At 20.5% G+C, this 21,528-nt stretch carries 19 protein-coding genes and 5 tRNA genes; 9 read left to right on the top strand and 15 right to left on the bottom strand.

Annotated features, from left to right (window positions below):
* Positions 1-90 precede the first annotated feature (90 nt).
* From BTSPAZIEG_RS01475 to prfB, 6 genes are all read right to left on the bottom strand, one after another.
* Complete coding sequence (locus BTSPAZIEG_RS01475; protein WP_075472762.1) at positions 91-972, bottom strand: CBS domain-containing protein; 882 nt, start codon at positions 970-972, stop codon at positions 91-93.
* Between the two features lie 93 nt (positions 973-1,065).
* Positions 1,066-1,518, bottom strand: coding sequence for an rRNA maturation RNase YbeY (gene ybeY, locus BTSPAZIEG_RS01470; protein WP_075472760.1), 453 nt, complete (start codon positions 1,516-1,518; stop codon positions 1,066-1,068).
* Positions 1,519-1,561: 43 nt separating this feature from the next.
* The gene (gene miaB / locus BTSPAZIEG_RS01465) at positions 1,562-2,887 is read right to left on the bottom strand and encodes a tRNA (N6-isopentenyl adenosine(37)-C2)-methylthiotransferase MiaB (RefSeq protein WP_075472758.1); all 1,326 of its coding nucleotides are present in this window, start codon (positions 2,885-2,887) and stop codon (positions 1,562-1,564) included.
* 179 nt (positions 2,888-3,066) lie between these two features.
* On the bottom strand, positions 3,067-4,299 hold the full coding sequence (gene lysA / locus BTSPAZIEG_RS01460) for a diaminopimelate decarboxylase (RefSeq protein ID WP_075472756.1): 1,233 nt from the start codon (positions 4,297-4,299) through the stop codon (positions 3,067-3,069).
* Between the two features lie 43 nt (positions 4,300-4,342).
* A complete protein-coding gene (gene lysS / locus BTSPAZIEG_RS01455) occupies positions 4,343-5,785 on the bottom strand; it encodes a lysine--tRNA ligase (protein WP_082252456.1) in 1,443 nt (480 codons plus the stop codon).
* A gap of 68 nt (positions 5,786-5,853) precedes the next feature.
* Complete coding sequence (gene prfB, locus BTSPAZIEG_RS01450) at positions 5,854-6,870, bottom strand: peptide chain release factor 2 (RefSeq protein ID WP_154017298.1); 1,017 nt, start codon at positions 6,868-6,870, stop codon at positions 5,854-5,856.
* Positions 6,871-7,119: 249 nt separating this feature from the next.
* Between prfB and BTSPAZIEG_RS01445 the strand changes: the two genes are divergently transcribed.
* Positions 7,120-8,091, top strand: a complete 972-nt coding sequence (locus BTSPAZIEG_RS01445) for a hypothetical protein (RefSeq protein ID WP_075472750.1) — start codon at positions 7,120-7,122, stop codon at positions 8,089-8,091.
* A 68-nt stretch (positions 8,092-8,159) separates the two neighbouring features.
* Here BTSPAZIEG_RS01445 and typA read toward each other — a convergent pair whose 3' ends face one another.
* A complete protein-coding gene (typA, locus tag BTSPAZIEG_RS01440; RefSeq protein ID WP_075472748.1) occupies positions 8,160-9,980 on the bottom strand; it encodes a translational GTPase TypA in 1,821 nt (606 codons plus the stop codon).
* A gap of 52 nt (positions 9,981-10,032) precedes the next feature.
* On the opposite strand from typA, the gene yihA reads away from it, so the two are divergent.
* Positions 10,033-10,626: a ribosome biogenesis GTP-binding protein YihA/YsxC gene (gene yihA, locus BTSPAZIEG_RS01435; RefSeq protein ID WP_075472746.1), complete on the top strand. Its 594-nt coding sequence runs from the start codon at positions 10,033-10,035 to the stop codon at positions 10,624-10,626.
* A 46-nt stretch (positions 10,627-10,672) separates the two neighbouring features.
* Here yihA and BTSPAZIEG_RS01430 read toward each other — a convergent pair whose 3' ends face one another.
* The 3 genes from BTSPAZIEG_RS01430 to glnS all read right to left on the bottom strand — a co-directional run bounded on the left by BTSPAZIEG_RS01430 (position 10,673) and on the right by glnS (position 14,874).
* A complete protein-coding gene (locus BTSPAZIEG_RS01430) occupies positions 10,673-11,596 on the bottom strand; it encodes a 5'-3' exonuclease (RefSeq protein ID WP_075472744.1) in 924 nt (307 codons plus the stop codon).
* Positions 11,597-11,739: 143 nt separating this feature from the next.
* Entirely contained in the window at positions 11,740-13,056 is a 1,317-nt protein-coding gene (gene eno / locus BTSPAZIEG_RS01425) for a phosphopyruvate hydratase (RefSeq protein ID WP_075472742.1), read from the bottom strand.
* 174 nt (positions 13,057-13,230) lie between these two features.
* Positions 13,231-14,874: a glutamine--tRNA ligase gene (glnS, locus tag BTSPAZIEG_RS01420; RefSeq protein ID WP_075472740.1), complete on the bottom strand. Its 1,644-nt coding sequence runs from the start codon at positions 14,872-14,874 to the stop codon at positions 13,231-13,233.
* A gap of 220 nt (positions 14,875-15,094) precedes the next feature.
* Here glnS and BTSPAZIEG_RS01415 point away from each other — a divergent pair.
* The 5 genes from BTSPAZIEG_RS01415 (at position 15,095) to zapA (ending at position 16,525) form a co-directional block, all read left to right on the top strand.
* Positions 15,095-15,168: transfer RNA gene (locus BTSPAZIEG_RS01415), tRNA-Met, on the top strand.
* A 28-nt stretch (positions 15,169-15,196) separates the two neighbouring features.
* Positions 15,197-15,277: transfer RNA gene (locus BTSPAZIEG_RS01410), tRNA-Leu, on the top strand.
* Between the two features lie 30 nt (positions 15,278-15,307).
* A tRNA-Gln gene (locus BTSPAZIEG_RS01405) sits at positions 15,308-15,379 on the top strand.
* A gap of 114 nt (positions 15,380-15,493) precedes the next feature.
* Positions 15,494-16,147, top strand: a complete 654-nt coding sequence (gene rpiA / locus BTSPAZIEG_RS01400) for a ribose-5-phosphate isomerase RpiA (protein ID WP_075472737.1) — start codon at positions 15,494-15,496, stop codon at positions 16,145-16,147.
* An 84-nt stretch (positions 16,148-16,231) separates the two neighbouring features.
* On the top strand, positions 16,232-16,525 hold the full coding sequence (gene zapA, locus BTSPAZIEG_RS01395; RefSeq protein ID WP_075472735.1) for a cell division protein ZapA: 294 nt from the start codon (positions 16,232-16,234) through the stop codon (positions 16,523-16,525).
* A gap of 104 nt (positions 16,526-16,629) precedes the next feature.
* Here the strand turns inward: zapA and BTSPAZIEG_RS01390 are convergent.
* The 4 genes from BTSPAZIEG_RS01390 to alaS form a co-directional block, all read right to left on the bottom strand.
* A tRNA-Arg gene (locus tag BTSPAZIEG_RS01390) sits at positions 16,630-16,703 on the bottom strand.
* Between the two features lie 56 nt (positions 16,704-16,759).
* Positions 16,760-16,846 (bottom strand) — tRNA-Ser (locus tag BTSPAZIEG_RS01385).
* A gap of 148 nt (positions 16,847-16,994) precedes the next feature.
* The gene (gene csrA, locus BTSPAZIEG_RS01380; protein ID WP_075472733.1) at positions 16,995-17,168 is read right to left on the bottom strand and encodes a carbon storage regulator CsrA; all 174 of its coding nucleotides are present in this window, start codon (positions 17,166-17,168) and stop codon (positions 16,995-16,997) included.
* 81 nt (positions 17,169-17,249) lie between these two features.
* The gene (gene alaS, locus BTSPAZIEG_RS01375) at positions 17,250-19,922 is read right to left on the bottom strand and encodes an alanine--tRNA ligase (protein ID WP_075472731.1); all 2,673 of its coding nucleotides are present in this window, start codon (positions 19,920-19,922) and stop codon (positions 17,250-17,252) included.
* A 154-nt stretch (positions 19,923-20,076) separates the two neighbouring features.
* Here alaS and BTSPAZIEG_RS02140 point away from each other — a divergent pair, with 154 nt between their 5' ends.
* Together BTSPAZIEG_RS02140 and BTSPAZIEG_RS01370 are read left to right on the top strand one after the other, a co-directional pair.
* On the top strand, positions 20,077-20,250 hold the full coding sequence (locus BTSPAZIEG_RS02140; RefSeq protein ID WP_154017296.1) for a hypothetical protein: 174 nt from the start codon (positions 20,077-20,079) through the stop codon (positions 20,248-20,250).
* Positions 20,244-21,041 carry an RluA family pseudouridine synthase gene (locus BTSPAZIEG_RS01370; protein WP_082252445.1) on the top strand — a complete coding sequence of 266 codons (798 nt, stop codon included), beginning with the start codon at positions 20,244-20,246 and terminating at the stop codon, positions 21,039-21,041. Before BTSPAZIEG_RS02140 ends, BTSPAZIEG_RS01370 begins: the two co-directional genes overlap by 7 nt.
* Here BTSPAZIEG_RS01370 and aroQ read toward each other — a convergent pair.
* The gene (gene aroQ, locus BTSPAZIEG_RS01365) at positions 21,038-21,487 is read right to left on the bottom strand and encodes a type II 3-dehydroquinate dehydratase (RefSeq protein WP_075472729.1); all 450 of its coding nucleotides are present in this window, start codon (positions 21,485-21,487) and stop codon (positions 21,038-21,040) included. The genes BTSPAZIEG_RS01370 and aroQ overlap by 4 nt on opposite strands.
* Positions 21,488-21,528 lie beyond the last annotated feature (41 nt).

The following is a 21,528-nucleotide window of genomic DNA, read 5'->3' as shown; positions in this document are numbered from 1 at the left end:
TGTTGTTTAAATATCCAATATTGTTTTAAAATTTTTTTTAAAAAAATAATTAATAAAAAAATATTAAATTTTTTAACATATAATAAAATATTATTTTTTTAAAATTTCTTTAGAATTTTGTTTTTTGATTTGCATGTGAGTTTGAATAATATGTCGGCGATTTACAACAGAAATAGTAAATATAAAAAAATTTACATAAATTTTTTCATTTTTATTCGGAATTTTTCCAATTTTTTTTAATAATAAACCACCAATAGTATCAACTTCTAAATCATTGTATTTAGTTTGAAAGTATTTGTTAAATTGTTTTAACGTAGTTAATCCCATCACAATATAATTATCATTGTCTATTTTTTGAATATTTTTTTTATAATTTATTCTATGATCATATTCGTCTTCAATATTTCCTACAATTAATTCTAAGATATCTTCTATTGTTATTAATCCAGAAATACTTCCAAATTCATCAATCACAACAGCCATATGATATCTTTTTTCTTGAAAATATTTTAACATACTATCAACAGATTTACTTTCTGGTACTAAAAGTGGTGGTCTAAGTACGTTTTTTAAAGAAAAAGAAATTTTTTTATTATTTAAAAAAGTTAACAAATCTTTAGCAATTAAAAAACCTTCTACAAAATTTTTATCGTGGTTTATAACTGGAAAACGAGAATGTGATGATGTAACAATAATTTTTAAACATTTAGAAAATGTATAATAAGATTTTAAAAATATAATATGTGGTCTCGGAATCATAATATCTTGTACTTTTTTTTTTGAAATAGCAATTACACCTTTTAACATATTTGAAGTTTCAGAGTCTAATTGTTTTTTCTTTTTTAAAATATTAATAAATTCTAATAATTCTTCTTGATTTTTTGGTTCTTTTTTAAAAAATTTATAAATAATTTCAGAAAAAAAATTTTTTTTATATTTCTTATTTGCAGTCGTTATATATTTTTCACACATGTAATTTATTTTTCATACCAATAAAGTTAATTATTTAATTAAATGATAAATATTTTTTAAAAAAAACTATATATTTTTTATGAGAATAAAATTTTAATAAGGATTTTTGTATCCTAAATTTAACATTAATTTTGTTTCTAATTTTTCCATTTTTTTTTGGTCTTTTAAAGTATCATGATTATAATTTAACAAATGTAATGTAGAATGAATAGTCAAATGTGCCCAATGTTCTTTGTAATTTTTTTTGTATTTAAAAATTTCGTATTCTATATATTTTTTACAAAATACAATATCTCCTAAATAATATAAAGACTTTTTTTTGATTTGTGTATTATAAAAAAAAGATAAAACATTAGTAACTTTATTTTTTTTTCTATATAAAAAATTTAAATTTTTAATCTCATATTTTTCTACTATTCTGATTGTTAATTCAATTTTTTTACCTTTTAATATAGTATGCAACCAATATTGAAAATCTTGTAAAGAAGGAATATTATTTTTTTTTTTACAAATTTTTTGTATATTTATTTTTATAATTGTTTTCATATATTGAGAAAAAATCAATGTTATTTTTTTTTAAAAAATATATTTATAATAATTTTCCTTTTAAAAAAGAATTATAATTAATCTCTATAATTTTTATTTTTACTAATTTTCCAATATAGCTGGAATCACCAGAAAAATAAACTTGACGGTTATTTTCAGTTTTACCAAATAATTCTTTTACATGATTTTTTTTTGATACTCCTTCTACTAATACATTTTGTATCGTTCCAAGCATACGTCGACGCCATTGAAAAGATTGTAATTTTATTATTTTTTGTAATTTATATAATCTTTTTTTTTTTTCTTCTAACGATAAAAAATCTTTTAATTTAGATGCTTTTGTTCCCGGTCTTGAAGAATATAAAAAACTAAAACTAGTATCAAAATTAATATTTTTAATTAAATTAATTGTTTTTTCAAAATCTTTTTTTGTTTCTCCTGGATACCCTACAATAAAATCAGAACTAAATACCATCTGAGGTCTAATTTTTTTTATTTGATAAATAAGATTAATATATTCTTCAATAGTATACCCTCTTTTCATTAATTTTAAAATTCGATTAGAACCACTTTGTACTGGTAAATGTAAAAAATTAACTAATTTGGGAATTTTTTGATATAGTTGTATTAATTTATTAGTAAATTTTTTTGGATGACTTGTAACATAACGAATTCTTAAAATTTTATCAATTTTTGAAATATCAAGTAATAAATCAGAAAAATCATATATTTTATTTTTTTTCTTTTCTATATATGCGTTAACATTTTGACCAAGTAATATTATTTCACGTATTCCTGTTTGAGATAACTTTTTAATTTCTAATAATATATCTTTTGAAGGTCGACTGATTTCTTTTCCACGTGTATATGGTACGATACAAAAAGAACAAAATTGATTGCATCCTTCTATAATAGATACATATTCAACACATTTTTTTTGAATGGTTTTAATAAAATTAAGATTAAATTTTTTTAAAGACTTCAATTTAATATCAATAAAAAAAGGATTTTTTTTAGTTACTTTATTTAGTAAATTTGGTAATTTATGTAATGTTTGGGGTCCAAAAATTATGTTAATAAATTTTGCGCGTTCAAAAATTTTTATTCCTTCTTGAGAAGCAACGCAACCACCTACTGCGATAATAATATTGTTATTTTTATCTTTTAATTTTTTCCAGCGTCCTAATTGGTGAAATACTTTTTCTTGTGCTTTTTCACGAATTGAACATGTATTTAAAATTAAAATATCTGAAATTTCTGGATTTTTTACAATAATATATTTTTTCTTTTTTAAAATATTTTGGAGTAAGTCAGAATCATGTTCGTTCATTTGACATCCCCAAGTTTTAATATATACTTTTTTTTCCATATTTTTTTTATGTTATAGAGTGAAAAAATTATTTTTAATATCATAAAATATTTTAAAAAATAATTTTTTATAAATTAAAATTTTTTTTTATTATGATAACAAATAAAAAACATTAAATAAAAATATTATGTGTACTTTATTAAAAAATAAAAATTATTACGATGTTTGTTTAAAAAATATTAATTATTTTCTAACGATAACATTTCTTGAATAGTTTGTCTTCTTCGAATAAGTTTAAATTTTTTATGATCATATAATATTTCAGGAATTAAAGGTCTGCTATTATAATTTGAAGACATAGATGCGCCATATGCACCAGTATCATGAATAATTAAATAATCACCGCAAGCAATGTTTTGAAATTTTCTAGTAATTAAAGATCCAGTTTTAGTAACAGTGAAAAGATCACCTGATTCACATAAAGGACCGGATATTATAGCATCAATATTATATTTTTTATGAAAAATATGTTTTGGTCCTGGAATAACTGTGATTTTGTGATAACTACCATATAATACCGGTCGTAATAAATCATTAAATCCAGAATCCAAAATAACAAAATATTTTTTTTGATTTTTTTTGATAGAACAAATTTTTGAAATTAATATACCAGATTGGGCAGTAATAAATCTTCCAGGTTCAATCTCTAATGTGATAGGGCATTGTAAAAAATTAGATATTTTTTTTTTTGCTTTATTCCAAATTTTATAATAATTGTTAAGATTTACTTCTTGTTCTTTTTCGTGATACGGAATTGTTAAGCCTCCACCTGCAGAAATAAAATTTATTTTTTGATTTAAATTTATCGCTTCTTTAATCATAGCTTGACTAACTTTTTTTAAATGTAAATAATCTACTCCTGATCCAATATGCATATGTAAACCTATTAAGTTTAAATTATATTTTTTTAATAATTTTAAAGCTTTAATAGAATTCCAAATACCATGTTTACTATTTTCACCACCAGTATTAGTTTTTATGTGATGACCGTGACCAAATTTAGGATTAATTCGTATCCAAACTGGATGTTTAGGAGATTTTTCTCCTAATTGTTTAATCATATGTAAAGAACCTAAATTTACAGGAATTTTATATTTTATAACTTTTTTTAAACTTTTTTTTTCAAAAATATCTGATGTAAAAACAATATCGTTACTATAGGTTTTAAAACCAGAAATTAATGCTCTTTCAATTTCCCCTATTGAAACAGCATCAATTTTTGCTCCACATTTTCGAATAATTTTTAAAATATGTATATTAGAGCATGATTTTTGAGCAAAACGAACAATTTGAAATTTTTTTAATTTTAAAATTTGTTGTCGAATTATCTCTGCATTATAGACCCATAATGGTGTTTTATAAGTTTTAGTTAAAAAAAAAACATGTTTTTTTTTTAAAATAATATTATTCATAATATTCTCCTAATTTTTAAAAAATTATAAATAATTATAATTTTTATGTTTTTTGTCTTAAAGATGGAAATAAAATAACATCACGAATATTATTTTGATTAGTTAAAATCATAATTAATCGATCAATCCCAATTCCAAGACCTGCAGTTGGAGGAAGTCCATATTCTAATGCTGAAATATATTCAAAATCATAAAAACTATTTTTTATTTTTTCTTTTTTTTCTAATAGTATTTGTTGTTTAAAACGTTTTTTTTGTTCTTCAGAATCATTCAGTTCAGAATATCCATTAGCAATTTCGTAACCAAATAAGAAAAATTCAAATCTTTCTGTAAATTGAACATTTTTTGGATGAGTTTTAGCTAATGGAGAAACTTCTATAGGATATTCTGTAATAAAAGTTGGAGTAATTAATTTTTTTTCTGTTGTTTTTTCAAAAATATAGTGAATGATATGTCCTAAAGTCCAATGGGATTCAATTTTAAACTTTAAGGTTTGCATTAAAATTTTTGCGTTTTTGAAATCTTTTAAATTTTCTTTTTTAATGGTAGGATTAAATTTTAAAATTGCTTCACACATGGTCATAATTCTAATTTCTTTTTTAAAATTAAAAGAATGTTGTTGATATTTCAAAATTGAAGAATTAAATATAATGTTAATTAAATATAAAAAAATTTCTTGTAATAATAAAATCATATCCTTATAAGTTTTATAAGCAGAATAAATTTCCATCATAGTAAATTCTGGATTATGTCTTGTAGATACACCTTCATTTCGAAAATTTCTATTAATTTCAAAAATTTTTTTAAATCCACCTATAATAACACGTTTTAAATATAGTTCTGGCGCAATACGTAAATACATATTTTGTTGTAAAGAATTATTATATGTAATAAAAGGTTTTGCTGTTGCTCCACCAGGAACATCATGCATCATAGGAGTCTCAATTTCTATAAATTTTTTTTCTTGCATAAAAAATCGAATTTTAGATAAAATTTTTGATCTAATAATAAAAATTTTTTTTATTTTTAAATTAACAATTAAATCTAAATATCTTTTTCGATATTTCGTTTCTTGATTATGTAAACCATAATATTTATCTGGTAAAGGATATAAGCTTTTATTTAATAAAAAAATTTTAGTACAATAAATAGTAAATTTTCCAGTATTAGTTTTAAAAAAAATACCAAAAATTCCTATTATATCTCCGATATCTAATTTTAAAATTTTTTTTTGATATTCAGAAATAGAAAAATTATGAGAAGCAATATAAATTTGAATTTCATGATCAAAATCTTGTATTTGAAAAAATATTGCTTTTCCGAAAATTCTTTTAGTTATAATTCGTCCAGCAATTTGAGTTTTAATATTTAGTTGTTTTAATTCTTCTTTTGTGTTTTGAGAATATTTTTTAAATATTTTTTTTGTAGCATTTTTAAAAAAAAAGTTGTTCGGAAAATCAAATCCCTTTTTTTTTAATTTAATCATTTTTTTTTTTCGTTCAATATATTCAGAATTACTTTGTTTATCTATTTTTTTTAGGCAAGTAACATTTTTCAATTTTTTTTACCTTGATTTTTTTTTAAATTAGTTTCTACAAAAATTTGTAAATTTCCGTTTAAAACTGAATTTACTGCAGAAGTTTCTATACCAGTTTGAATATCTTTAATCCGAGAACTATCTAAAATATATGATCTTATTTGATTTCCCCACCGTATAGTTAATTTATTTTTATTAATTTTTTTTTTTATATCTTTTTCTTTTTTTAAGTTAACATTATATAGTTTAGAATATAATTGTTTTAATGCTATATTTTTATTTTTATGTTGTGATCTATCGTTTTGACATTGAGTTGTTATACCAGTTGGTATATGTGTGATTCTTACAGCTGATTCTGTTCGATTAACATGTTGTCCGCCAGCTCCTGATGATCTATAAACGTCAATTCGTAAATCATTAGGATTTAAATTGATTTTTGTATTTTTTTTAATACTAGGATATACAAATACAGAACTAAAAGATGTATGTCTTCGATTTCCAGTATCAAAAGGACTTTTTCGAACTAAACGATGTATTCCAGTTTCAGTACGAAACCATCCAAATGCATATTTACCGGTAATTTTTAATGTAACAGATTTCAGTCCCGTAATTTCTCCACAAGTTTCTTGAATAATTTTTGATTTTAATTTTTTTTTTGCAGCCCACCGAATATACATTTTTAATAATATTTTAGACCAATCTTGTGATTCAATACCTCCTGATCCAGATTGTATGTCTACGTAACAATTGTTTTGATCATATTGATTTGAGAACATGATATATTTTTCTATTTTTTTAACATTTTTATTTAAGTCTTGATATAATATTTTAATTTCTTTTAAAATATTAATATCTGAATCTTTTAAGAATATAGCAGTCCAATCATTTATGTCTTGTATTTTTTGATTAAATAAAATAATTTTTTTTTCTTTATGAATGCAAATTTTATGTTTAAATTTTTTTAAAAGAAATAAAATATTTTTTTTATCTCTTAATAAAGAAATTTCAAAGATTCCTCTGAAGAGAAATAATATTTTTTTTTAATTTGTTAATTTGTTTAAAAATTTTAAAAAATTCTGACATTTTTTCACCTAAATTTTTATGATTAAAAATTTAAAATTATATAAGATATTTTTGAACAATATTTAAAATATAAAAATGTAATATTTTTTTAAAAATTTTTTTTATAAATTAATTTTAATAAATAATAACATATTTTTTCATGAGAAGATTATTAATATAATTGAACTTATAATAATTTTATATAAGAAGGTTTTTAAAATATGAAATTTTTTAATAATTTAAATACTCAAATTTTTTTAAGTAAATTTCTCCCATTAACTTGTATGTCTATAGAACATTTGTCTTTAGTTTATGTTTTAGGTTCGGATGCTAAAAAATATTTAAATCAACAATTTTCAATTGAAATAGATCATATTACTTTAAAAAATTATAAAATTGGTGCTCATTGTAATTATAATGGTAAAGTTTGGGGTGTTTTAATTATTATGTTATTTCGTTTAGGATATTTATATCTTATTCCTACAGATATTGTAAAAAAACAAATTTTAGAATTAAAAAAATATTCTGTTTTTTCCAAAATAAAAATTTATATTTTATCAAATTTTAATCTTTTTGGAATTTCAGGAAAAAATTCTGAGAATTTTTTGTCTAAAATTTTTATGAAAAATTTTTTTATAAAAAAAAATATAGAATATATAAAAAATTATATTTTTTTAAAAATATGTATTCCTATTTTTAGAGTTTTAATATTAGTTCCTAAAACATTAACATTTAAATTTTTAAAAAAAATTCCGATCGATATTCAAAAAAATAATTATATACAATGGTTATCATTAGACATAGAGTCAAATTTTCCTATTATAACTCAAAAAAATATGGGAAAATTTTTACCTCAATTATTAAATTTAAAATTTTGGAATGCTATTAATTTTAAAAAAGGATGTTATTATGGACAAGAAATGATTTTTAAAATAGAAACAAAAAAAATTTTTAATACACATTTAATCTGTATAAAAGGAATATCAAATTTTTTACCTAAAATTGGAGATTCAATTTATTGTTTTCGAAATAATATTTTTTATTCTGTAGGTAAAATTTTTTATGCTATTTTTATAAATACAAAAAAAATTTTTTTACAAGTATCATTAAAAAATCAATACATACATTATAATACATTTTTTTTAACTGCAAATACTACTTTTTTATTAAAAATTTTTAAATATAATTTATAAAATATTTTTTTTTGAAAAAATCATAATTTAAAATGATATAATTAAATTATGATTTGTTATAAATTTTTTTATTTTTTTTGTCTATTTTTTTGTTTTCTTTCGTTTTCTTTTAAAAGTATTTTTCGAAATCTAATGGAAGAAGGAGTGATTTCTATTAATTCATCATCATTAATAAAATTTAGTGCATATTCTAAAGTAATTTGAATTGGTGGAATTAAATGAATAGCCTCATCAGTTCCTGAAGCTCTCATATTAGTTAATTTTTTTCCAGTTAAACAATTGACAGTTAAATCATTAGAACGATTATGAATTCCTATAATTTGTCCTTCATAGATTTTTTGAGCATGTTTAATAAATAATTTACCTCTATTTTGAAGATTACATAAAGCAAATGAAACAGCAGTTCCCGTACTATTTGAAATTAAGACTCCATTTTTTCTTTGACTAACATCATAATTTTTTTGAAAATCTGAGTAATGTAAAATTGATGAAACAAAAGTACCACTTCCAGAAGTTAAAGTCATAAATTCTGAATGAAATCCAATTAATGATCTACTCGACATAATACATTCTATTTGAATTCGATTTAATGAATTTGAAGAAATATTTTGAATTGTTCCTTTTAATTCTCCAATTTTTTTCATAATTATTCCTTGATGTATTTCTTCAATATCTAAAATAGTTTGTTCATATGGTTCTAAAATTTTTTCTCCTTCTTTTTTTAATATTACTTGAGGTCTAGAAACTTCTAATTCAAATTGTTCTCTTCTTAATTGTTCTAATAAAATTGATAAGTGCAATTCTCCTCGACCAGAAACTAAAAAAATATTAGAATTTTTGGTTTCTTTTACAGTTAATGAAACATTATGGATAGTTTCATTTTTTAGACGATTAAAAATTTGTCTTGATGTGATGTATTTTCCTTCTTTTCCACTAAAAGGTGATTTATTTACACAAAACAACATTTTTACAGTAGGTTTATCAATTTTTAAAATTGGTAATGGTTTTAAACATTCAGGATTACATAATGTATCAGAAATATGTAATTCATTTAATCCTGTAACTGCGATTATATCTCCAGATTGTGCTATTGGAGTTTCTATTTGTTTTAAACCTTTATATTTTAAAATTTTATTTATTTTTCCAGTTTTAGAAACGTTATGATTATGTATAATTGATACTATTTGATTCGGTTTTAAAATACCTTTTTTAATTTTTCCAATACCTATAACACCAAAATAATTATTGAAATCTAATTGAGAAATTTGCATTTGAAAATTTTTTGATAAATTTGTATAAGGAGGTGGGGTATATTTAATAATTGTTTTAAATAAAGGTTCAAAATTTTTTTTTAATTTTTGTGGAGAATTTCCAGAATATCCTAAAAGAGCAGAAGTATAAACAATCGGAAAATCTAATTGTTCATCTGTTGCATTTAAATTAACAAAAAGATCAAACATTTGATTTATAACCCAATCAGGTCTAATAATTTTTCGATCCATTTTGTTAACAATGACAATAGGTTTTAAATTATATAAAAATGCTTTTTTTGTAACAAATCTAGTTTGTGGCATAGGTCCGTCATATGCATCAACAACAATTAAGACTGCATCAACCATAGACAAAATTCTTTCTACTTCTCCTCCAAAATCAGAATGACCTGGAGTATCAATAATATTAATATTATACTGTTTCCAAGTAATAGAAGTATGTTTTGCTAAAATAGTAATTCCTCGTTCTCTTTCTAATTCATTAGAATCCATAATTCTATCAACTTTTTCTTCATGTTTTTCAAATGTTCCAGATTGCTGTAATAACTGATCTAATAAAGTAGTTTTTCCATGGTCTACATGAGCTATAATAGCTATATTACGTCGTTTGTTTAACATATTAATTTTATTTTTCCAAAAGTAAAAATTATTTAAAAAAGGTTTAAAATTTATGAAAATAAAATATCATAAAACGAAATTCTTAAAAAGTGCTTTAAAATTAAATGATTGGGTTTCTCCTTTAGGTTCTGAAATAGTTTTTGTAGGATATTCAAATGTTGGAAAATCAAGAACTTTAAATACTTTAACAAATAAAAAAAAATTAACAAGAGTTAGTAAAAAGCCAGGTAGAACACAATTAATTAATTTTTTTGAAATTAATTCTGATTTACGTTTAATAGACTTTCCAGGATATGGATATTCAAAAATTAATATAAATTGTAAAAAAAAAATAAATAAATGGACTTATTTTTATTTAAAAAATAGAGTTTGTTTACATGGTATAGTATTATTGTCTGATATTCGTTTTTCATTAAAAAATTTAGATATAAAAATATTATTAATTGCGAAAAAAAGAAATATTCCAGTATTAATTTTATTAACTAAATCTGATAAATTGTCTTTTTTTCAAAAAAAAAATAAAAAAAAAAATATTTATTTACAATTACAAAAATTAAATTTAAATTTTAATATTATTTTTTTTTCCAATATTACGTTAGAAGGTTTAGAAGATTTAAAAAAAAACTTAGAAATGTGGATAATTTAAAAAAACATTTTTTATATTTTATTATAAATTTTTTTAAAGACATTTTTTATTCGTTTAATAAATAAAATGTTTTATTTTTTATATTTTTTAAAAATTTATCAAATTGATATTTTTTAAAAATTTTTATTATAAAATTATTATTTTTTTTTTTTTCAAATAATTTTTTAAAATTAATTTTTAAATCAATTTGAGTATTAATAGATACTAATTTTTTTGATAAAAATGCTAATTTTTTATTTTTTTTTAAAATTTTTGCAATTCTTTGGTATTTTTTTTCTGAAAACTTTTTAATAATTTTTAGATTTTTATAAATATTTTTTAAAGAATGAAAATTTTTTAATAAAAATAATGCTGTTTTTGGACCAATTCCAGGTACACCAGGAATATTATCTGACATATCACCAATTAAAGAAAAAAAATCGATTATTTTATGGGGAGTTAAATTAAATTTATTATATATTTCGATTTCAGATAAAATTTTAAATTTTTTAAGGGTTTGTATAATATGTACAGTAGAATTAACTAATTGAAACATATCTTTATCAGCACTATAAATAAAAATTTTAGAAAATTTTTTTCTAAAAAAAATTGATAATGTTCCTATGATATCATCTGCTTCAATAGTTTTTATTGTAATTGTTGGAATACCAATGTTTAATAATATATTTTTTAAAGATTTTAATTGAAAAATTAAATTTTCTGGCATAGGTTTTCTTTTTTTTTTATATGGTTTATATAAAATATGTCGATTAGTTTTTTTATAAGAATCAAAAACAACAATCATTTTTTTAGGTTTTAAAATATGTTTTAAAATATTTAAAGTGTTTAAAAAACCATATATAGCTCCTGTTAGTTGTCCAGATTGATTTTTTAATTTTGGTAAAGCATAATATGATTTATATAGACAAGAATGTCCATCTATAATTAATAAATTATTAGAATGAAAATATTTTAAATTATATTTTTTCATTTTTCTTAAAGAATATTTTTTTTATATATAAATGATTAAAAATAAAATTTTTTATTTTTTGTTGTTTGTAAAAAATAAAATTTTGATTAAGTGGGGTTTTTCATAAAACCCCTTTTTTATTTAAAAAAAATATTATAATTTTTTTATTGGTATTTTTTTAAAAAATATTGAAATTCATTTCGTTTTGAAAATTTTTTTACAGAAAAATTGTTTTGTTCTTCGATTCGAATTAATTGATTATATTTAGATACACGTTCTGATCGACATATAGAACCTGTTTTAATTTGTCCCGCAGCTGTACCAACAGCAAGATCAGCGATACTAACATCTTCAGTTTCACCAGATCGATGAGAAATAATAACATTATAATGATTTTTTTGAGCTAATTGAATAGTATTTAAAGTTTCAGTAAGTGTACCAATTTGATTCATTTTTATTAAAATAGAATTTGCAACTTGTAAGTCTAATCCTTTTTGTAGTAATTTTGAATTTGTAACAAATAAATCATCTCCTACTAATTGGACTTCTTGACCCATTTTTTGTGTTTGATATAAAAAACCTTGCCAATCAGATTCTTCTTGTCCATCTTCTATTGAAACTATAGGATATTTTTTGGTTAAGTGAAACAAATATTCTGTGAGTTCTTGAGATGAATAAAATATATTTTCATTTTTAAAAAAATATTTTTTTATGTCTGGAACATATAATTCAGAAGCAGCGCAATCAATTGCAAAAGTAATATCTTTTCCTAAAATATAATTTGATTTTTCTACTGCTAAACTTAATAATGAAAAAGCTTCTTCATTAGATTTTAAATTTGGAGCATATCCCCCTTCATCACCTACATTAGTTGATAAACCTTTTTTATGTAATATTTTTCCTAATGTATGAAAAATTTCGGAACTCATTTGAATTGCTTGTTTAATTGTATTTGCGCTAATAGGTTGAATCATAAATTCTTGAATATTTAGATTATTTTCTGAATGCATTCCTCCGTTAATAATATTTACCATAGGTAATGGCATAGAAATTTTTTTTTTAGTATGGTTTAAATCAGCAATATATTGATAAAATGGAATATTTTTTTTTTTAGCTACTGCTTTTGCATTAGCTAAAGACACAGATAAAATTGCATTAGCTCCAAGATTTTCTTTATTTTTAGTTCCATCTAAATTAATTAAAATTGAATCAATGTTTTTTTGACATTGAGCATTTTGTCCAATTAAAGCTTTTTTTATTTCAACATTAATATGTTGTATTGCTTTCAGAACTCCTTTCCCTAAAAATCTTTTTTTATCATTATCTCGTAATTCTAAAGCTTCTTTAGATCCGGTAGAAGCTCCAGATGGTATGATAGCTCGTCCAAAAGTTCCATTACTTAAATATACGTCTGTTTCAATTGTTGGAATGCCTCTGGAGTCTAATACTTCTCTTGAAATAATATCTTGAATAATATACATTTTTTAAAATCCTTTAAATATGTAAAAATTTTTAATTATTAATAAAATATTTTTTTTTTAAAAAAAATATTAAAATTTTATTTATTATTAAATATAACATTTTTTAACATTTATATCTATCTTCTCAGATTTTAAAAAAAAAAATGTGAAAAAATAAAAATTTTTTTATATTTTTTATTTTTTTTTTAATGAAATTATTTCGTTACAAGTAATAAGATTTTTTTTAAAATTAATTTTTTTTAAAAAAAAATAACCAATTCTTTCAAATTGTATGGAAGTTTTTAAAGGAATTTTTAAAATAGATTTTTCAATATATCCTTTTTTCTTAAAATAATTTTTAGGATTAATGATATTTAAAATATTTTTAGATTTTTCTGGTTTTTTTTTAAGGAATAATGGTGAATAAAATTTAAAAATAGCGGGTATAGAATCTTTTTGAGAAATCCAATGAATAATAAAATTAACATTATTTTTTATGTTTTTTTTTCCTAATGTCTTAGGATCGTATTGAGCTAATAAAAACAAAATATTTTTTTTTTTATCTAATACGATTTTATATATTGTAATAACATATGAATAACGTAATTTAATTTTAATATTTTTTTTTAGTTTTTTTTTTTGATCCAAACATTTTTTTTTAAAATCTTTCTTTTCAATATATATTGTTTGAGAGAATGAAAGATATCGATATCCAAATTTAATGTTATGAGGATGATTTAATATTTTTAAATATTGCGATGTATTTTTAGAATAATTAGTAATAAAAATTAAAATTGGTTGTAAAATAGCCATTTTTCTATATGAAGAAATATTTAAATCTTTTCTAATACACGAGTCTAATAAAGATAATTGAATCATACTTTCTTGTTTCGTAAATCCAATTTTTTCACAAAAATTATTAATTGAATTAGCTGTATAACCTTTTTTTCTGAATCCTGAAATTGTAGGCATTCGAGGATCATCCCAACTTTTAATTATTTTTTTATTAAGTAAGAGTTGTAATTTTCTTTTTGAAAGGACAGTATATTCTAAATTCAATCTAGAAAATTCATATTGTTGTGGAACATTTTTTTTAAATGATAATTTTTTTAAAATCCAATTATATAATTTTTTATTTTCTAAAAATTCTAATGTACATAAAGAATATGTAATACCTTCTAGTGCATCTGAAATACAATGAGAAAAATCATAAGTAGGATAAATACACCATTTTTTTTTTGTTTGATGATGTGATTTATAAAGAATACGATATAATACAGGATCTCTCATAATTAAAGAAGAAGAATTCATATCGATTTTTGCACGTAAACAAACTTGTCCTTCTTTAAAAAAACCATTTTTCATTTTTTCAAATAAAGATAAATTTTCTTGAATTGTTTGATTTCTGTAGGGACTATTTATTCCTTTTTTTAATAACGTTCCTCGTAATTCTTTAATTTGTAATTTATTTAATTGATCGACATATGCTAATTTTTTTTTAATTAATATTATGGCATATTTATAAAAATCTTGAAAATAATCAGAAGAAAAACGAATTTTTTTGTTCCAATTATATCCTAACCATTTAATATCTTTTTTAATAGATTTAATATATTTGATATTTTCTTTTTTTGGATTAGTATCATCAAAACGTAAATTACAAGTACCATTATACATTTTAGCTAAATTAAAATTTAAAAAAATAGATTTTGCATGTCCTAAGTGTAAATATCCATTTGGTTCAGGAGGAAAACGGGTATTGATTTTTTTTTCAGGATATTTTAATAAATCTTTTTTAATAATATTTTTGATAAAATTGTTTTTTATATTATAAGTCATAAGAAAAAATCTCGATGTTTTAATGAAATATATTTTTTTAAAAAAAATATAAATTATTTTATAACATTTTTTATATAAAAATGTTAATTTTTAAGAATTAATATTATATTATTTTTTTTAAAAAAAAAATATTGTTTTTAAATATAAAATCAGTATAATTAATATTTATAAAAATATTTTTTTATTTAAAATTTAAATATTTTTTATATTTTTTATTTTTAGCTACGTAGCTCAGATGGTTAGAGCACAGCACTCATAACGCTGAGGTCACGAGTTCAATTCTCGTCGTAGCTAATATAATATTTTTTTTAAAAAAATTATTGCGGAAGTGGCGAAATGGTAGACGCACTAGATTTAGGATCTAGCGCCGTAAGGTATGCGAGTTCAAATCTCGCCTTCCGTATGTTTTATGTTATATTGATAATAATTTTTTTGGGGTATAGCCAAGAGGTTAAGGCATCGGTTTTTGATACCGACATCCCTGGTTCGAATCCAGGTACCCCAGTTAATTTAAATTATTATAAAAAAAATTTTTATATTTAAATATTTTTAATTTTTTAAAATTTTTAAAATAATTGTATATATTTTAGATTTTTTTAAAGTATATTGGAGTATTTTAATGTCAGAAATCTTAAAAAAAAAAGTTGCTGAACATGCGTTAAAATATGTGCCAAAGGATACAATAATTGGAATTGGGTCAGGTACTACAATACGATATTTTATAGAAGCATTAAAATCAATTCGTTTTTCAATTTTAGGTGCTGTTTCTAGCTCTGTTAAATCATCCAATTTTTTAAAACGTATAAATATTAAATTGTATAATTTAAATGAAATTTCAAAATTAGAAATTTATATTGATAGTGCAGATGAAATTAATCATAATTTAGAAATGATTAAAGGAGGAGGAGGAGCATTAACACAAGAAAAAATTATTTCTTCTGTTTCTAAAAAATTTATATGTATTGTAGATGAAAGTAAATTTGTAAAAAAATTAGGATCTTTTCCTTTACCTATAGAAGTAATTCCAATATCTTTAAATTATGTATCAAGAGAATTAATAAAATTAGGCGGTCATCCAAAACATAGAAAAAATTTTGTTACGGATAATGGAAATTTTATTATTGATGTATTTCATCTTAATTTTGATTTTCCAAAAAAATTAGAAAAATTTATTAATAATATTTCAGGTGTTGTTACAGTTGGATTATTTAGTTTTCGAAAAGCAGATGTATTATTAGTTTGTGGACGTAAATATTTTAAAGTCGTATATTAAATAAAAAATTTTTAAAAAAATATATAAAAAATTATTTTAAAATAAAAAATTTTAAATATTTTTTATATAATTAAAGGAATTATTATGTCTGTTAAAACTATTGATATTGAAATTTTTGGTCGTTTTTTAAAAGTTCATTGCCCTAATAATAATGGTCAAGAATTACAAGAAGCAGCAAATAATTTAAATAAACGTTTAAATGAATTAAAAAATAAAACAGGTGTTTCAAATACTGAACAATTAGTATTCATTACTGCATTAAATATTTGTCATGAATTAATATTAGAAAAAAAAAATACCGAAAAAAGTTTTAATAATTTGAATGAAAAAATGTTATCTTTGAAAGATTCGATTACACATGTATTAAAATCAAATTAAAAAAAAATTATTTAAAATTATAATTTTATTAATTTTTTTAAAAAATAATTTATTTTTTTATATATTTTTTTATGTTAAAAAAAAATTTAAAAAATTTTTAAAATTGCATCCGGAAGGATTCGAACCTCCGACCTCTCGGTTCGTAGCCGAGTGCTCTATCCAACTAAGCTACGGATGCATAAATAAAAAAAATTATAATTTTTTTAAAAAAATTATAAAAAATTTATTATATCTCGGTGAGAGAGGGATTCGAACCCTCGATACAATTTCTTATATATTCCCTTAGCAGGGGAACGCCTTTAACCCCTCAGCCATCTCACCTAAAAATTTTATTAAAATAATTTCTTTAAAATATTTTACTTTTTTTATAAAATTAAGTCAAATATTTTTTTAAGTTTTATTTAAAATTAAATTTTTTATATTTTATATATCTAAAATTTTTGATATTTTTAATTCTCTTATAATGATTTTAATGTTTTTTTTCTTTTTGAATACGAAGATATATTTCTTCACGATGAACTGAAATATTTTTTGGGGCATTTACTCCTATTCGGACTTGATTTCCTTTAATACCTAATACAGTAATGGTTATCTCATCGCCAATAATTACAGTTTCGCCAATTCGACGAGTTAAAATAAGCATTTTATGTTCCCTATAAAAAATGTTTTAAATATCTTTAAAATATATTTTAAAAAATTTTAATAAAAAATGAAATTTTTTATTTTAATGATTATGTTTTAATAATTTTTTATATATCCAATTTTTTAATAAAACTATTATGTTTAAAATATTTTTTTGAGTTATTAGTATTCCTTCTACTAAGTTTTCTTTTCCTCCACCTTTACCTTTTTGAAAAAATAATAATTTTTTCATAATAATTAATGCATTTAAATTTTTTATAATATTTTTTTTAACATATATAATAAAATTAATATATTTTTTTTGAGGTTGAAAAAGGATAATAATATTAATTTTTTTATTTCTTTGTATTTTCTGAATTAAACATCGTAAATTATTATAAATTTTATTTTTTAAAAAATAAATAATAATAGTTATATGATGTATAATTTTGTATGATTTAAGAATTTTTTTAGATAGATTTTCTATGTTTTGTATATTTAAAATATTATTAGTATGAATTAAAAATTTATTTTTTTGTATTAAATTTTGTATTTTTTCAATGATATAATTAGATTCAGTACATAATATGTTAGAAATGAGTATTTCTTTTTGATGTTTTTCTTGAATATATAAAATTGCAGAAGATCCAGTACGTGCTTCAAGACGTTGAATATTTGCTCCTATTTTTTTATTGGAAATAATTTTAAAAAATCCAATATTTCCAGTATATTTATGATGTGTTCCACCACAAAGTTCTAAAGAAAAATTATTAATTTCTACAAGACGTACTTTTTTTTTATATTTATCTAAAAACAATAATAAAGTATTTTTTTTTTTTGCATCTTCTAGATTAGTTATTGAAGTTTTAATAGGAATGTTTTTTTGTATTTTTTTGTTAATTAAAAGTTCAAGACAATTAATTTCATTTTCTGTAATTAATTTGTTATGTTCAAAATCAAATCGCAAATGTTTATCATCAATAAAAGATCCTTTTTGCGTAATATTTTTATTACAAATTTTTCGTAAAGCCGCTTGTAATAAATGTGTAGAAGTATGATTTGATTGAATACAAAATCTTTTTTTAGTATCTATTTTTGCTAATACTTCATCATATACTTTAAAATTTCCAGAGCTTACAACTCCAATATGTCCTATAAAATTTAAATATTTTTTTGTATTTTTTACTAAAAAAATTGATTTGTTACATATAATAGTTCCAGAATCACCAATTTGACCACCAGATTCACTATAAAATGGAGTAATATCTAAGATTAAAATAGCATTATTATTTTTTTCAATACTATTTAAATTAGAATCTTTAGAAATTATTTGCAAAATTTTTGAGTATGTTTGTGTTTTTGTATAACCAGAAAAAATAGTTGGATGTTTAATTTGTAGTAAACTTGCACATATTTCAGAATTAAAATTATTAAAAATATTTTTTTTTTTTTGTTTTTGTTGTTGTATTTTTTTTTGGTACTTTTTTTCTTGTAAAAATTCTTTAAAATTAATAGTAATATTATTTTTTTTACAAATATCTTCAGAAATTTCAACTGGTAATCCAAGTGTATCATATAAATAAAATATTGTTTTCCCACTTAATTGAGAAGTTTGAGATGTTTTTATATTTTTTAATAATACTAACATGCTTCGGTGTAAAATAGAAAAAAATTGTTTTTCTTCTTTTTTTAAAATTTTTTGAATAAATAAAAAATTTTCTTTAATATTTATATAAGAATTTTTTAAATTTAAATTTTTTATAGCATATTTAATTAATTTATAAAAAAAAGGAGTACGTAATCCTAAAGTATAACCATGACTTAATGCTCGACGTATAATATGTCTTAATATATATCCTCTACCTTCATTATTAGGTAATAATTTTTCATTTAATAAAAAAGTAGTTGTTCGTATATGATCTGTAATAATACGTAATGAAATTTTTTGAGTAATAGAAATATTTAATTTTTTAGAGATAGATAAAAATAATTTTAAAAAATCTGTAGTTTTATAACTAGAAGTAACATTTTGTAAAATAGCTGTTATTCTTTCTAAACCCATACCTGTGTCAATTGAAGGCTGAGGTAATTTTGATAATTTTCCATCTGAAGAGCAATTAAATTGTAAAAAAACTAAATTCCAAATTTCTAAGTAACGAGAACCTAAATTTTTTAAAGATCCTGGTAGATTTCCTTTTACTTTTTTTCCTTGATCATAAAAAATTTCAGTACAAGGACCACAAGGTCCACTTTTTCCCATTTTCCAAAAATTATCTGAATTGTATTTAATTTGATTTTTATCACCAATTGGAATCAATTTTTTTTTATTAATTTTAATAATATTTAACCAAATATCACGAGTTTCATAATCATCTTTATAATATGTAATCCATATTTTTTTTTTAGATAAATTAAACCATTTTTTATCAGTTAACAAAGTCCAAGCATAAATAATAGCTTTTTTTTTAAAATAATTTCCAAAGCTAAAATTTCCTAACATTTCAAATAAAGTATGATGAAAATTTGTATAACCTATATTTTTTAGATCGTTATGTTTGCCTCCTGTTCTAATACAATATTGTGATGTTGCAATTTTTTGATAGTTAGATATTTCAATACCCAAATAAAAATTTTTAAATTGATTCATACCTGCATTTGTAAATAATAATGTATTATCATTATTTGGAATAATAGAACTTCCAGAAAGAATTTTATGTTTTTTTATTTTAAAAAATTGTAAAAATTTTTTACGTATTTGAGAGGTTGTAATATTCATGAAATCCTTAAAAAAATAATTTTAAGATAATATATTGAGACAATATAAAAATTTTGTTAAAATTATTATTTATTTTAAATAAATATTTTTTAATATTTATTTAAAATTTATTTTTATTGTAAAATAATATGTATTTTTTTTGGAGATTTAATAAATGCAGTATTTACATTTTTCTGGAAATTATCATTTTTCTTTAAATCGTAGATTAGATTGTTTTTTAGTAATTTTATTTCCTAAATGTTCTCGTACCTATTTATCTTCTTTAATTAAAAAAAAAAAGGTATTTATTAATGGTATTAACATTCTTTCTTTAAAAAAAAAATCTTAAAAACAGATATTATAAGTGTTGAAAAATTTAATTCTTCAGTTACTTTTTTAAAAAAAGAAAAAATTTTTATAGATATTGTACATGATGATCTTGATTTTTTAATTATAAATAAATCTTCTAATTTTGTAGTTCATCCTGGAATTAAACATACATCAGGAACTTTGTTAAATGCAATATTATATTATTTCCCTAATAATATATCTTTACCACGTGCTGGAATTGTACATAGATTAGATAAAAATACTACAGGATTAATGATTATTGCAAAAACTTTAAATTCTTATAATTATTTTATAAAAATTTTAAAAAAAAGAAAAGTAATTCGTGAATATGATGCGATTGTTTTCGGACAAATTTTTTCTAATAATATTATCAATCGTCCAATTAAACGTCATATATATTGTAGAACTAAAATGATGATTCATTTAGGAGGAAAAAAAGCAATTACACATTATACTGTAATTAATATTTTTAAAAATTTTACACATTTACGGTTAAAATTAGAAACAGGACGTACTCATCAAATACGAGTACATTTGAATTCTATTCAACATCCTTTATTAGGAGATCCAATTTATAATTCTTTTCGAAAAATAACGTCAAAAAAAATAGAAAGTTCAACTTCTATTTTCTTAAAAAAAATTTTAAAAAAATATACTCGACAAGCTTTACATGCAAGTTTTTTAAAATTTAAACATCCTATTACATCTAAAATTATGAAATGGGAACAACAACCTCCTAATGATTTTAAGAATGTTTTAAACGCTTTATATAATAATGGATATTTTTAATTTTTGTTTTTTAAAATTTTAATTGCTGTTTTTAATGCCCAAAGATATCCATCTATTCCAAATCCAGTAATTACTCCGTTGGAAATATCAGAAATCCAAGAATGTGTTCGAAATTCTTCGCGAGAAAAAATATTCGTAATATGAATTTCAAAAAAAGGAATTTGAACAGCTAATAAAGCATCTCGTAATGCAATACTTGTATGAGCAAATGCTCCTGGATTGAATAAAATATATTGAATATTTAATTTTTTACTTGAATGAATTTTTTCAATTAATTGATGTTCTGCATTAGATTGAAAATCTATTAGATTTGTGTTAGCTTGAGAAGCTTTTTTTTTTAAATTAAAAATTAATGTTTTTAAATTAATATCACCATATAATTTTTTTTCTCGTGTACCTAATAAATTTAAATTAGGTCCATTTAATAATAAAATATTAAATTTCATATTTTTTAGTTCTCTTTTTTTAAAATAAATTTTAGTTAATA

This window comes from Buchnera aphidicola (Tuberolachnus salignus) (genome assembly GCF_900016785.1).
Lineage (GTDB): Bacteria > Pseudomonadota > Gammaproteobacteria > Enterobacterales > Enterobacteriaceae > Buchnera_F > Buchnera_F aphidicola_M.
Note: the sequence above shows the minus strand (reverse complement) of the source record. Positions and strands in the feature narration are given on the sequence as shown.